Origin of the sequence: Aquimarina sp. Aq78 (assembly GCF_900299525.1) — a bacterium.
Taxonomy (GTDB): Bacteria; Bacteroidota; Bacteroidia; order Flavobacteriales; family Flavobacteriaceae; genus Aquimarina.
In genome coordinates, this window is sequence record NZ_OMKA01000001.1 from 233420 (window position 1) to 247873 (window position 14454).

Consider the following 14454-nt stretch of genomic DNA (forward strand, 5'->3'; position numbering starts at 1 on the left):
TAAATTATTGGTGTGCTTTTTTTGAGACTTTTCTCTTACGGAAAAGCCAGGGTTCTATGAGTTCTTTTTGAGACCACATTCCTTTTTTATAGAAACGAGCCTCTTTTTCTAGTATATTGTAGGTAGTGTCTTTGGAGTATTTTTTAAAATGTAGGGCATATCCATTTGCAACCAGCTGTTTATTGAGTATTTTGTTTTTATACTGTATTACAGCAATAAGCCTTCTATACCGATCAAATTTCCCTTTCGTAATGACCTTTACTTCTTTATCAAAGCAGAAATCCGAAACAAATTGCTTTGCTTTTTGACCAAAAGGTTGTTTTTTCTCAGGACAATCAATATGTGCTAACCTAATGATGATGGGTTCTTTTTTATATAATACTTCTATGGTATCCCCATCTTTTACCCCAATGACTTTGGCAAAGAATTCATGAGGTAGTTTTTCTACAGAAGCAAATGATAAGTATAGTGCTAAAGTACATAGATATTTAAAGTAATTTAGTTTCATTAACTTTATTTTTATTGAATTAAATATTTGGTGTTTAGTTAATTACACATACTTCTGGCTACATATGTTTTATTACCATTAGAATTGATATAGTAACATCCCCCTCTTGGTCCACGGTAATAGGTTCTTGTTGTTTTTGGGCGATATTGTTTCTTCCTGGTGGTAGTATTCTTTATAGCGTTTGAGTAATTCGTCTGTGTATTATAGTTAACCGATTTTGTAATGTATTTCTTTTCTGTATTTGATGTTTTAGAATTACCCAATTTTAGATCTATTGCATCTATTCGTGCTTGTATTTCGCGTACTTGTTGTAATAAATCATCTCGTTGTTTAATCAGCTCTTCTCTTAAGTATAGTGAGGCTTCTACACTTTGAGAGTGACATTGATAGGAGATGAACAGTAGTAAAACTATAATTGTTAGCCTTTTCATGGTATAGGTGTTTTAATGATTTCCTGTTCATAATGATCTATAGCTTGTAGTAATTGTTCTTCAAAATTATAGATGTCATCTACGGCATGTATCTGCTCTCTTTGAATATCCTTGTTTTGACCAAAAAGACTGATATACTTTTTGTTACCATCCAAATGGAGTCTACAAATAGGTTTTCTGTTATTATCATCCAATAGAATTCCGAAATAGGATTGTGTATCTCTATGTACGATTCGATCTATTGATATTTTTCGACGAAGAATAGCTTTTACAATTCGATACCCTTCTAGTTCTTCTTCTGTGGTTATTATTTTGCTAACTTCTTCCTCATGTTCTAATCCTTCTTCTTGTTGCTTTTCTACTTCTTGGCTAAGCGCAGAGTTGAGACGGTCACTTACTCGTTCACTGATTGTTTGGTTAAAAGCTTTTTGTACTAATTCTGTAAATTCTTCCATTACGCGTTCTGTGAGTCTACCAGAATACACACGATTAGCGAATAGTTTTACAAAATCAGAAGTTGACTCTTGTAATTCTATATTTATAAGTTTTTTGATCTCTTTAGTATATTTTAAAGAACTGGCATTGTCAACAATTTTATCAATATCAAAATTGGATTTATGAAACTTAGCAATCTCACTAATGGTATTTTCTTTAAGGTGTGTGATATCAAATTCGAGGAATGGTTTTTCATCCATGATATTGGTTTCATCGAGATCCGTATAAAACCGATATTCAATACCATTAGTTAATAATGCAAATCGCGTTTGAGTAACATGAAAATATCGTGCTAATTGAGAGTTATGTACATTAAGGTCTTCTCTCCAATTTTTGCATTCGATAATCATAACCGGATGATCATTTTGAAAGATTGCATAATCTACTTTCTCTCCTTTTTTTAAACCCAGATCTGCTGTAAACTCGGGTACCACTTCTGTAGGATTAAAGCTATCATATCCTAACAGATTGATAAAGGGTAATACAAAAGCATGTTTGGTAGATTCTTCGTTTTCTATTTTATCTTTTAATTGCTCGATCTTATCAGCAAGGACTTTAAGTTGGTTGTTTAGTTCCATGGTTAGTTAAGTTCTTTTTTTGCTTGTTTAATTAATGTCAATAAATTCAAGAATTCTGGTTTGTTTAGTCTTAACAAAGACTTGCGATCATTCTTTTTGAATTGGATATATGGCTTCCATATATTTTTATTCCAATAACATCCCGCTTCAAACCCACTTCTGCTTCTAAATGATATTTCTGTATAATTTTCTGGCGGAAAATTAAAAACTTGGTCTCTTATTATTTCTATTGATTTAATTAAGGCACTAATTTCATCAGTATCTAAAGAAGCTATTTTGGTGTCAGAAGTATATTTATCAATAAATCTACGTTCTAACCTTAAAGAACTGATAGACTCTCCAGAAATCATATCCGTCAATTTGACTATCTTAATTTCTGTTTTACCAACTTTCCCTACTTCTTTAGACTGTTTTTCAATTAGAGATCCTGATTTGTTGGAAAAGATTTCAGCATTACTTTGTTTAGATTTTACCTCTTGATTTTGAGATATTATGAGATTTGATACTAATAATAATATAATCAGAATATGATTTTTCATTATTTTGGTTTTTAGATATTAATAACAATTGCATTTATATTCCATGATGTATTTATGAAATCGTTTTCCATAAGAATCATTGTACCCACCATGTTTAAAATTATTCCAATTTGAAGATGGTACCCCACAAAAAATATAAGTATCTATTGAAGAGGTATATTCATTTCTCTTAATCATGGCAATTATAAACGTTTTGTAATTGTAAGTATACGTTGTTACCTTATATAGCCAGGAAGAATCTAAAATGTAACTATCTATCTTTCCAGTGTAATACCCTTTGGTTTTAATGAAATCTATTAGTTCGGAGCAACTTATTTCTTGAGCTTGAATATTTGGAGTAGAACTAAGAAATGAAAGTAAAATAGCTTTAAGAAAGATTTTTTTCATGGTAGTATGTTTTAACTATTTATTAATTTTACCATATTTATGATGATTATATTTTAGTGAGGATTTCGGATTTCTTTAGGTCAAATTCTTCCTGATTTATTAAATTATTTTCCAATAAATCTTTTAGTTTTTTTAAACTTTCTAAGGGGTTTTCTTGACTGTCTTTATTTGAAGTCTTGGTATTTTGATCTGTTGTATTATTCACAACAATTCCACCTCCTGCGGCCGCACGAGTATTTTCTAATTCTCGTTGCCTTCTATACTCAGACATTTCTTCTTCTCTTTCTTGTCCATATCTATAAAGTTTTCTTGCTTGAGCTTTTGGGATATAATCAATTCTATTTAATCCTCTATTTGTAAGACGAATGGTGAATGTCGCGCCCATAATGCCTTCTTTTATGTGACAATCGGCAACTTCCTTCCATAAATAATCTTGAAAGTTCATTGAAAAACCGAAGTTTTTAGGGCGACAAAAAATGATTCTTCTGTTTGTTAAAGCAATACTACCAGGAGATAAAGTAATAATCGGCTTCTTTTGAACAGCAATATATTCTATAGTTTCTTCTGAAGTTAGAAGTTCTTTGACTCTGCTAAATACTTTTTCAACGGCTTTTGAATTTTGATTTTCGTTAAGATATTTTTTGATGGTTTCCATTTTTTAAGAATTATTGTTAGACTTAGTTTATCTATCTAGGAAATTGACTTGTCAATTTTAGATTGTAATTATTAATTTTTGTTGGGATATGAAATAAATCTATAAGCATCCATATTCCTAGACCACCTAGAGTAATCCAATAAAGAATTTGATATCCCCATTTACCAAGATATGCATAATGACAGCCTAGGAAGAACCAACATAAGTATGCGGTACCATATGATTTTATTTTAGATTGAAGATAAGATTGATTCATAATTTCTAAATTTTAAGATTAATAATTTATCAAACTTAGTCACCCTGAAAACCAATCCCTTGTGGTTTTCCACAGAGCCTAACTTATTAGAAAAGAAAAGCCCTCACAGGTTTTTAAAACCTATGAGGGCTACATATAATAAAGTTTGTCACCCCAACATTTACGTTATGTTAAATCTTCAATATCTGCAATAGGAGCATTGGTCTTTACAGATTCTATCCCATCTTTACAACTTTGCTTAGATGTATAGGTTTCGCCAGTAGCTATTACCTGACCATTACCTGCGTATAAATTAAAATAGTACTCCCTATTACTACTTTTACGAATTTTAAATTTTGGATCTGCCATTTTTAGAAGTTTATAAATTAATACTACAGCAAACTTACTTTGACCCAAAAATAATCCCTAGTGGAAAACCACAAGGGATAAAAATATATGCTTTTATAGGATTAGTTTATGAAATCAACCCTAATTGATTTACCATATAGATTAATTGTACATTAGTTTTAGCATTAAAATCTTCTCTCAATTTACGTATGCGATCTTCTACAGAACGCCTGCTATTTGGTGAAATATTGTTTTGTGTCAGATATTGACTAATTTCTTCTTGTTTATATCCTTGTACTAGTAAGGTTAGCAGTTGTATTTCGTAAGCATCCAGTTGTAAAATATTCTTTTGATGTAAGGCACTTTTAGAAACCGGACAAGTGAATGTCTTATGATTATATACTGCTTGTATAGCCTTATTTAACTCAGATAACCCATATAATCCTTTACAGACATACCCATTAATTTTGTAGTTTTCGAAAAGGGATTTCATAATAGCTGGTTTATCTTCACCCGAAAAAACAATGATTTTAATATCAGGTTGTATTTTTTTGACTTCTTCAATAAGTTGTTTCCCCGATGTGATGTTATGTTCTTTATAATCCAAAGTAAAAGAAAGGTCACTAATCAGGAGTTGGTAGGGAGAATCTTCTTGTAGTGCCCTTTCGATCTTGAGTTTTGTTTTATCACAAAACTGAGCCGTATCTACTTGTGCATTGGTAAATGCGTTGACTGAAGAAACAATTCCCAGGTTTTCATTATCGATATCCTCGGCAATAATAATTTTTGTAAACATACCTTGATTGATTAAGAGGTAAAAACAATTTTTGCTTTAAAACCTTGCTTAGGTTCAGATTCAAAAGTAATAGTTCCTTTGATGTCTTTCATGCGGTTTTCCACATTACGAAGTCCGTTTTTAGAAATAAAGTGTTTATCGTTAATACCTATACCATTATCCACATAGGTAACGACGAGATGTTGTTTTTCTTTCAGAAATTGTACAGACACAAAACTAGCTTTACTATGCTTCTTCATATTGGTGAGTAATTCTTTAAGTACCCAATATAGCTCTCCCTTTTTATATGCAGATACAGAAGACCAGAAATCAGCATCTAAGGTATTGGTAATCACCTTTGTGGTTTGACTGCCATAAGAGTTTAATAAGGATAATACCTCATCACCATATTCTTCTCCGGTTTCAACGGTATGGTCTCTCGAAATATCTCTCACTTTATGGTATACACTATCAAATCCTTTCAATATTTTTAGCTTATCGGGATCGGTCGTAAAATCGGGATCTTGTTGTAATTGCGTAGCGAGGTAAAAGATATCATTTCCTACTTCGTCATGTAATTTTTTAGAGATTCTTTTTTCGGTGGTGTGGCGTTCTTTAATAAGAGCTATTTTGGCCTGGTGCTTACGATATCGATTAATAAAAATTCCTATACTGGATACTACTAGTACTAGTATTACAAGGGCTAATTTTTGATTAGCATCTTGAGAAGACTTTAATTTATTTTGGGCAATTAGTATATCTTGTTTTTGTATTCTTTTTTCTTTTTCGCTAAAATCATATTGCATAGCTGCATACTTATTTCTGGCAAGATCTCTAGCTCTGGTTATACTATCCTTAATAGTAATGTATAAATCCATATATTGATTTTTAGATCTTTCACTCGAAACTAATCTTCTTAAATAATTTAATGCATCTAACCGGTCTTCTATGTTGTTTTGTTCAACTGTTAATTTGTATAATTGATTAGCATATTCAATCGCTTTTTCTTTATTTTTTTTAGCATAATATTTCATTAAATGAGAAGTGCTCGCAATTAATCCTGAGACATCATCATCAAGTGATTTACGAATATTCAAAGCTTCTATCAATTTATATTCTACATCTAAAGAAGTATTAGAAAGCCATTGAGTATAGGCTAAGTTGTCTATTACTCGAGCATATTTTTTTTTATTTTTAGATACGGATTCTTTTTTTAATAAACTATCATATGATTTGATTACTTTTTCATATTCATTATTTCCTCTCAAAATCAATAATTTACTATTTAGCAGAATTACTTTTTTCTCTTGAGATTTATTTAAATTTATGGCTATGTTAATTTGTCGAAGAGCATCATTGTAATTGAGCTGTTTTTTAGAACCAATAGAAAGGTTGAAATATACATTAGTCATTGATGCATTATCTTTTAATGGTTTTAAGTATTTCAAGGCCTCAATTAAAGTTGTTTCTCCCAAATAATAATTATCATCATCTATAAGGATTCTACCCATCGTATTTAATTTCTTACCAACTGCAATACTATCGTTTATAGCAAGAAAAGTGTTCTTTGATTGGTTTAAGTAGTAATACGCACTATCGTTAACGCTTTTGTTCCGGTAAGATTCAGCTATTTTAAAATAAGCCCTTCCTATTTGATTAGAATCTTTGACTTGTTGCGCAAGCAAAAGCATTTCTTTTGAATATATTATCGCACTGTCGGGTTCTTTGTTTAGTTTATGCAAAAACGCTTTGTATGATAGGATACGTAGCATTGAAGAATCTATATCATTTTTTGAACATTCTAAATAGGCTTTATTAATATAAAATAGTCGTTTGGGTCGTTCAAGACATGTATCCTTACTAAGTTTTAGAAACTTTGTAATAGAATCGTTAGTGGGGGTATTTAATTGATGAGTATTTTTAGATTTATTGCACCCAATGATAGATATGATAAATATAGATAAGTATAAAATTGGTCTCAATGGCTAGATGAATTTGTATTCAACCAAATTAATAAAAAAATAGGGCTTCGCATAGCTGCAAAGCCCTTTTATTGAGATTAATTACCTTCACTTTCTTCAGTACTCTCTTCTTCAAGATTTCCATCTTCCCCTTCGGTAGCTAATTCTTCAATACCGATTTCGTCGGCGATATCTGAAGTGGTACATGAAAATAAAGACATATTAAACAACACGATTCCTAATATTAAAATTGCTTTACGCATAATTTCTGAATTTTAAAATTTGACATAGCGGTTGCTGTCCGGGGTTTGAACCCGGAGGATTATTTGCCAACCAGCAACTCATTTAAATTCAGAAGAGGCCTCTTCTTAGTTTTAGGAAGTAGGATGGAAATAGGCCGACAGAAAAAGTGAATTGTACTTCCTGGATCAATGCACAGATCCTATCTTATATTTCCGGTTTCGAATTAGTTTTGTACATTGATCCTGATTTGTACATAAAAGGATCATTACCAATTCGATACCGCAATTTTCAATAAAAACCCCAGTATTGGGTGGAAATAGAAGGGAAGTCTGATAGAATTTTAGTGGAAATGAGTGATAATCAACCTTTAGATGTGTTTTTCCACAATAAGATTTCCATGAAATTTCCTACTTTTACTTATACAGACTAACAATTCATGGAGGAATTCAAGAAAATAGTGGCACTATCGTTTATTGAAGCGTATCGAAACAATTCTTTAGCAACAACTAAAAATGCTCTAGCCAAAATCATTTCAGAAGAAATTAATAAAAAAGAAAATGGTAGTCTAATTGATGAACATAGATATGCTAGAACACTTTTAAACTACTACAATTATTATTTTAATAGTGGGAAACAACAAACGCCTTCAGATACATTAATCAATAAACTTTTGAAGTATTTGGGGTATGATTCTCAAAAACAGTTTACTAATAATCAACCTAGTGATCTTAGTTATTTAGAAGAAGTGCCTTTTGTTGATGATAAAACTGAAGTCAGAAGGGATGAACCGTCACCAAATGAAACCGGTCAGAATATTAGCAAAGAGCAAAAAGAAAAGCTAAGGGAAATCCAAAGAAAAAAAGAGATAAAAAAAAGAAAACTATATATTAAAATTGGAATTTCTATTATGATTACTGGTATGATAGTAGTTGTCTTTTATAACTCAATTAGTGATTATTTTCTGGATAAAAATAAAGAAGAGATGATGTGCATGACCTGGTCAGAAAATCATTATGAAGTAATCGATTGTGGAAAAACCAATTCTCCCGATATTGCATTAAATCGTAACCTGTTAGAAAATTTTAGAAAAATTAAACTGGATACCACAATGACGTTTTTTAAAGATGGAAAAGCTCTATTTTGGTATGACAAGACAGTAGGAATTGAGTTTTTCACAATGCCAGGCACGCATCCAACTAATGGCAAAATATTAAAACCTGTTAGTCAAACTATTATTCGTAAATATGTATATAAGGAAGAATAATCATATACCGTACTTTTATAGTCATAAAAATATCCAAGGTTGTGCAGAAATTAGATGTGCTGCAGCCAAAGAAGATAAAGAAGTAAATATTTGTTAATGCAAGAAACACACAAAGAGAAATTTCGGGAAATGATCATAGATACTCTTGGATCAAAGTATACATTACATGCTATAGAAGAAACCAGTAAATATGTTTTTGGTTTTTGGAAACATGTGGATTATGAGCATGATGATGAAAGAGGAATGCTAGTAGGTCCGGGTCCAGTGGTATTTATTAAAGAAAGTAAAGAGTACAAAAATTTGGGAAGTGGAGATCTTGTGTATGGTGATTATTATGATGAATTTAGAGAAGAAGAGAATGATGATGATGGCTGGTTGTCTATAACAGAAATAAAAGAAGGTATTCTAAGGAGAAAGTTTGTAAATGAACATGATATAGTTAATATGATATTCAAGATGAATCAGGAATTTGGAGAATACAAATATGAATTGGATCATGTCAACTGGAGAAAACCCAGAGAAACTTTTGTTTTTATATCTGATCATGAGCAGGTACAGGAAAAAATAAAACTTTTTCTAGAAGATCTAAAGATAGCTTACACTATAGAAGGATCTAAAATTATTTTTAATCGAGAGCTTGAATGATTAAATTAATAGTACTTAATCAGTAACACTTCATTGCATTGTTTGTAAATAATGTTCACCATATAATATGGAAGAAAATTGGGGTAACTTTTTGATATGCATAATTATGTTATCTATCATAATTTATGCTTTGGTGCAAGAATATAGATCAAGTAGATGCCCAAAATGTAAAGCAGACTATTTTAATATAGCGAGAACAAAAGAAGACTATTTGGGCGAAGATTTTGCTAACCCTGAAAAACGTCTTTTTCGTAATTATTATAGCTGTGGGAAATGTAATCACGAATGGACAAAAGATATATACCGTTCTAAAAGTGGTGAAAACTATTATTAACAAAAACTGTTAAAAAATAACCCTATACTATACAAAATAGGCCAAACCCCACTTATCTAAGTGGGGGTGGGTACTTATAGTAGTGGGTAAGTTAAGGGTACATATACACTTAAGAGACTTATGGTAGTGGGTACCACTGCCAGTAACCTTGGCCAGGGGTACTTCGATTGCCGGGTGGGGGTACTTCAAACAAAGGCAGCACTTGTGTTCAACAGAGGTGTGGCCTCTGTTTTATACAGGACACACCTGTGTTTGCACAGGGGGGTGAGTACTTCTGCAGTGGGGAGAGGGTACTTCGTAAGTACCTCTTGATATACTTTTTCAGTTTCAAAAAATGAAACTTGTATGCGCTACTATTGTAAAAACAAAGATTAAGATGAATGGGTATATGTATATTTTAATGTGAGTTCGATGTAAGGATTTGGCTTGAAAATTTATTTGTCTTCGATAGCTCTGCTGAGTCTGGTCGAAGTACAATTTTCTATCGAAAATTACTACCATTGACGTATTTTATAATGATTTGTTTTTCATAAACTTATACACTCTTAAATTTCATCTAATTCCCTTTGATTTGGCTTTCTGTTCATTTTCTTTGCTTGCCCAAAGAAAACGAACCAAAAGAAAAGGCACTTTTTTCAAGGTATTTTTCAATTTCACTGAAAATCAGATTTATTGTGCTAAAATCTTTCCAAGGCTTCATAGATGTTGCAAACGCAAAACAAATCTTATACTGGTGAAAAAAGATTTCAAAGCTCTGCTTTGGAACGTCAGCTTAAACACTGAATAAAATTTTATTGGATGTCTCTGACTGAGGTAGATTTTCTTACATCGAATTCACGTTATTTTAGAATGTAGTGATGTATGAGAACTATAATCGAATAGACACTGCTTTTTATAGAGAAAAACAAGTACAAGACTGGTCGAGAGCAAAGAAAGAAGCATTAATGAGAGGGGAGTTGGAAATATTGCCCGGATTGTCCATGACGTATCGTGATAAAAATGGGGCTTCGAGAACTTCAGTCTCCGATATGAATAAAACGATGACTACCGAACCCTGAAGCTCTCGAAGGGTGAGTGTAACCCAAGGATAAAACATCCACAACCACTAGCTATCTAAAATCATATTCTCTAACCTTTATAACACGTTTATTTTCGATGAGAATCCCGTAATATAAGTATGTGTATTATGTAATAGTCAATAATATCGTTAAATATTTGATTTTTTTTCAAAAAAAAGTGTCTATGTATGAATGATTGTTATCTCTATAAAAATAGACAAGTAACCAAGCAGAGTTTTTTCCATCAAACCAAATGGAATCAAATTAAGTTTTGTCTTAAAATAATATAATCTTAAAACCTAACGTAAATTATGAGAAATCAAGCAAAATTATGCATACTACTCAATGCTATGCATCTAATGTGCGACACCTGAAACGCACATTAAATATCAATTACCAATTTCCCTTTCTATGGGAAGTATAAATTCAAAATCATAAAGTAATAAAAAACTAAGTCAGTCATATAGTTTTTTAAATAGTCAGTCGTGAAAATAGGTTAAAAAACCGAGCAATTCTGTGAGGTTTTTTGACGCATCCAAATGATGAAAAAACATCAAAAACTTGAATGTTGAAATCAAGTTTTTGAGGTAATCAAATCATAACAAACAATTATTTAAAACTTACAATTATGAAAAATTTAGTTAAAGTAGCTTTTTGGCTATTATTCTGTGTTTTTAGTGTGCCGAGTAGCGCGCAAAGCTTTAATTACGGAGAAGCATTACAAAAATCTATTTTCTTTTACGAAGTACAACAATCCGGAAAGTTACCCGATTGGAATAGAGTGAGTTGGAGAGATGATTCGGCAATAAATGACGGTTCTGGTGTAAATAAAGATTTAACCGGAGGATGGTATGATGCAGGAGATCATGTAAAATTTGGATTTCCTATGGCCTATTCTGCTACTATGTTGGCCTGGGGAGCTATAGAATATGAAGATGCGTATCGTAATAGTGGGCAATTACAGCATATTAAAAATAATTTACGATTTGTATGTGACTACTTTATAAAATGTCATACTGCACCCAATGAATTCTATGGGCAGGTCGGTAATGGAGGAGCGGATCATGCATGGTGGGGTGCTGCAGAAGTAATGCCTATGGCCAGACCTGCTTATAAAATCACAAAAGCAAAACCAGGAACAGAACTAGCCGGAGAAACTGCAGCAGCATTGGCAGCAGCTAGTATTGTATTTAAAGATTCTGACCCAACTTATAGCGCAACATTACTTTCTCATGCAGAACAATTATATGATTTTGCAGATAAGTATAGAGGAGATTATTCTATATCTATACCAGATGTACAACAATACTATAAATCATGGAGCGGATTTAAGGATGAAATTGTATGGGGAGCTACCTGGTTGTATGAAGCGACAAAAAAACAATCGTATCTGGATAAAGCAGAGTCAGAATATGATAAGATGAATAATGAACCACAGTCTACCACAAAATCGTATAAGTGGGGATTGGCCTGGGATGATAAATCATACGGATGCTATATTTTACTATCAAAGATTACAGGTAAAAATAAATATAAGGTTGATGCAGAAAGACATTTGGATTACTGGACAACAGGATATAACGGAGAACGTGTTCCTTATAGTGCCGGAGGTCAGGCACATCTAACGCAATGGGGATCGTTACGTCATACTGCTAATACTTCGTTTTTAGCATTTGTATATAGTGACCATGTTGACACTCCAAAAAAAGCTACGTATCTCAATTTTGCAAAGCGTCAGATCAATTATATCCTGGGAGATAATCCCAGAAATAGTAGTTATGTAGTCGGTTTTGGTAACAACTCTCCTAAAAACCCACATCATAGAACAGCACACGGAACCTGGACTAATAACCTAACAGGTTTACCAAAAAATAATAGACATATCACCTATGGAGCACTGGTAGGAGGACCACCATCTGCTAATGACCAGTATGTTGATGATAGAGGAGATTATGTCGCAAATGAAGTAGCATGTGATTATAATGCGGCATTTACAGGAACTTTGGCTAGAATGTATAAGGAGTTTGGAGGGACTCCACTAGCCAATTTTCCTATAAAGGAAACTCCTAAAGACGAGTTTTTGGCAGATGCCAAATTTAACAGCAATAACCAGAATGGAATAACGGTATCGGTAATGGCCAAAAACCATACTGCATGGCCGGCTAGAACAACAAAAAACCTTTCTTTTAGATATTTCTTTGATATTTCTGAAGCAGTGAATAGTGGATATACGATAAGCGACTATACTATAAAGCTTAGTTATGTTGAAGGAAATGGAAAATTAAAAGTTAGACCTTGGGACGCTGCCAAAAATATATATTATGCAGAAGTTTCGTTCCCTAATGATCCCATAGCTCCGGTAGGAGAGTCTCCCAGTAGAAGAGAAGCACAGTTACGAATAGAAGTAAAAGCAGGAATGCCATGGAATCTTGCAAATGATTATTCTGCAGATGGCCTTAATGGATCAACTCGCATCAATTCTCAAAAAATCCCAATGTATGATAAAGGGATTTTGATTCATGGTAAAGAACCTAAAGGGAAACCAATTGCTGTATTAGCGGCAAATGTAACAACAGGAAACGCTCCTTTAGAAGTAAGTTTTGATGCTTCTGGTTCTAGTGATCCCGAAGGAGATGCATTATCCTATTCATGGGACTTTGGAAACGGACAGACATCAACAGAAGAGAAACCAGTAGTGACATATGCCCAAATTGGATCGTATGTAGTAACACTAACCGTAAGTGATGGTACCGATGTTTCTACACCGGTAACAGAAACGATAACTGTAATCGATGGCAATATTCTTATTGCTGATTTTGTAGCAAATCCAACTACCGGAATAGCACCGGTAACTGTAAATTTTGATGCCTCGGCTTCATCAGATTCTGATGGAAATCCGCTCACATATGCATGGGATTTTGGTGATGGTACTACAGGAAGTGGAGTAACAGCTACTCACGAATACACAGCAGTAGGTACATATTTGGTAAAACTTACGGTAAGTAATGGAAATAAGGAAGCTATAAAAACGCAAACGATAACTATAAGTGATGGAAAACCTGTTGCTTCTTTTACAGCTGATCCAGAAGAAGGATTTATCCCTTTACTTGTTAATTTTGATGCATCAGCCTCAGTAGATCCTTCAGGAGGAACATTAACATATCAATGGGATTTGGGTAACGGTGAGACCGCTACATCTTCGACTGCATCTACAACGTATACAACGGTTGGAGATTTTACAGTAACGCTTACAGTTACGAATCAATTAGGAAAAACAGATACTGCAACCAAAGTGATCAAAGCATCTGATGGATCTGTAGATTGTGCTTTCGGAACTCCGCTGGATTCTGGTATACCTTCTATTCACCAACGCTATGATTATATTCATGTTTTAGGACAGGGAGGACCCGATTTTGGTAATGTTACTCATTTTGTTTTAAACTGGGATAATCGTAATAACGGGCTGTATCAATTCTCAATGAATACTAATAATGGGGTGCCAAACTGGTATGTTGATATGCTGGGTAAAATAACTCATACCCTAAAAGCGGCTAGCCCAAGTGTAACACTAACAGGAACCGGATTTCCAAAATTTGATGGATCGTACTATGCTGCCAAACATGAAGGAAATTTTGTCTTAGTGTCTAAAACTAAAGGATTCACAATATATTTTAGTACATCGGCGACTCCTCCGGATTGTTCTAGTTCTTTAGAAAGAACTGTTATGACAATTAAGAACGCTACAGACCATCAATTTGACATCACAATAAGTCCAAATCCTGTTAAAAATAAATTAACCATCGTTGGCACCGAAGACCTAAAAGGAAGCCAGATTATCATCACAAACTTAGCAGGCGAGGTGATCAGAAGCTATACTATAGGTAAGAGTAAGAAATCTACTATGATTCGTGTAGATCACTTAAGTTCTGGCCTGTATTTGGCAAAAGTAACTACAGTACATGGTAAACATATCGTTACCAAATTCATTATAGAATGAT

16 protein-coding genes are annotated in these 14454 nt (G+C 32.9%); 5 read left to right on the top strand and 11 right to left on the bottom strand.

Annotated elements, in window-relative coordinates; all coding sequences use genetic code 11:
- Window positions 1–4: 4 nt before the first annotated feature.
- The 11 genes from DG435_RS01030 to DG435_RS25370 form a co-directional block, all read right to left on the bottom strand.
- Window positions 5–508, bottom strand: coding sequence for a thermonuclease family protein (locus DG435_RS01030; RefSeq protein ID WP_106793052.1), 504 nt, complete (start codon window positions 506–508; stop codon window positions 5–7).
- 38 nt (window positions 509–546) lie between these two features.
- Window positions 547–939, bottom strand: coding sequence for a hypothetical protein (locus tag DG435_RS01035; RefSeq protein ID WP_106793053.1), 393 nt, complete (start codon window positions 937–939; stop codon window positions 547–549).
- A complete protein-coding gene (locus tag DG435_RS01040; protein ID WP_106793054.1) occupies window positions 936–2012 on the bottom strand; it encodes a type I restriction endonuclease in 1077 nt (358 codons plus the stop codon). Before DG435_RS01040 ends, DG435_RS01035 begins: the two co-directional genes overlap by 4 nt.
- 2 nt (window positions 2013–2014) lie before the next feature.
- On the bottom strand, window positions 2015–2551 hold the full coding sequence (locus DG435_RS01045) for a hypothetical protein (RefSeq protein WP_106793055.1): 537 nt from the start codon (window positions 2549–2551) through the stop codon (window positions 2015–2017).
- Window positions 2552–2569: 18 nt separating this feature from the next.
- Window positions 2570–2938, bottom strand: a complete 369-nt coding sequence (locus tag DG435_RS01050; RefSeq protein WP_106793056.1) for a hypothetical protein — start codon at window positions 2936–2938, stop codon at window positions 2570–2572.
- A gap of 46 nt (window positions 2939–2984) precedes the next feature.
- On the bottom strand, window positions 2985–3593 hold the full coding sequence (locus DG435_RS01055; RefSeq protein WP_106793057.1) for a PH domain-containing protein: 609 nt from the start codon (window positions 3591–3593) through the stop codon (window positions 2985–2987).
- A 31-nt stretch (window positions 3594–3624) separates the two neighbouring features.
- Window positions 3625–3849: a TM2 domain-containing protein gene (locus tag DG435_RS01060; RefSeq protein ID WP_106793058.1), complete on the bottom strand. Its 225-nt coding sequence runs from the start codon at window positions 3847–3849 to the stop codon at window positions 3625–3627.
- Window positions 3850–4014: 165 nt separating this feature from the next.
- Entirely contained in the window at window positions 4015–4197 is a 183-nt protein-coding gene (locus DG435_RS01065) for a YegP family protein (protein ID WP_106794726.1), read from the bottom strand.
- 106 nt (window positions 4198–4303) lie between these two features.
- A complete protein-coding gene (locus DG435_RS01070; RefSeq protein WP_106794714.1) occupies window positions 4304–4972 on the bottom strand; it encodes a response regulator transcription factor in 669 nt (222 codons plus the stop codon).
- An 11-nt stretch (window positions 4973–4983) separates the two neighbouring features.
- Window positions 4984–6723: a sensor histidine kinase gene (locus tag DG435_RS01075; protein WP_159025762.1), complete on the bottom strand. Its 1740-nt coding sequence runs from the start codon at window positions 6721–6723 to the stop codon at window positions 4984–4986.
- A gap of 287 nt (window positions 6724–7010) precedes the next feature.
- Window positions 7011–7175: a hypothetical protein gene (locus tag DG435_RS25370; RefSeq protein ID WP_159025763.1), complete on the bottom strand. Its 165-nt coding sequence runs from the start codon at window positions 7173–7175 to the stop codon at window positions 7011–7013.
- 416 nt (window positions 7176–7591) lie between these two features.
- Here DG435_RS25370 and DG435_RS01080 point away from each other — a divergent pair, with 416 nt between their 5' ends.
- The 5 genes from DG435_RS01080 to DG435_RS26035 all read left to right on the top strand — a co-directional run bounded on the left by DG435_RS01080 (window position 7592) and on the right by DG435_RS26035 (window position 14453).
- Window positions 7592–8419, top strand: a complete 828-nt coding sequence (locus DG435_RS01080) for a hypothetical protein (RefSeq protein WP_106794716.1) — start codon at window positions 7592–7594, stop codon at window positions 8417–8419.
- A 96-nt stretch (window positions 8420–8515) separates the two neighbouring features.
- Window positions 8516–9064 (top strand): hypothetical protein, encoded by a 549-nt coding sequence (locus DG435_RS01085; RefSeq protein WP_106794717.1) that lies wholly within the window; start codon window positions 8516–8518, stop codon window positions 9062–9064.
- A gap of 106 nt (window positions 9065–9170) precedes the next feature.
- Complete coding sequence (locus tag DG435_RS01090; protein ID WP_139062414.1) at window positions 9171–9398, top strand: DUF6671 family protein; 228 nt, start codon at window positions 9171–9173, stop codon at window positions 9396–9398.
- 857 nt (window positions 9399–10255) lie between these two features.
- Complete coding sequence (locus tag DG435_RS25810) at window positions 10256–10456, top strand: hypothetical protein (RefSeq protein ID WP_199852729.1); 201 nt, start codon at window positions 10256–10258, stop codon at window positions 10454–10456.
- A 628-nt stretch (window positions 10457–11084) separates the two neighbouring features.
- A complete protein-coding gene (locus DG435_RS26035; RefSeq protein WP_106794719.1) occupies window positions 11085–14453 on the top strand; it encodes a glycoside hydrolase family 9 protein in 3369 nt (1122 codons plus the stop codon).
- Window position 14454: the final 1 nt, after the last annotated feature.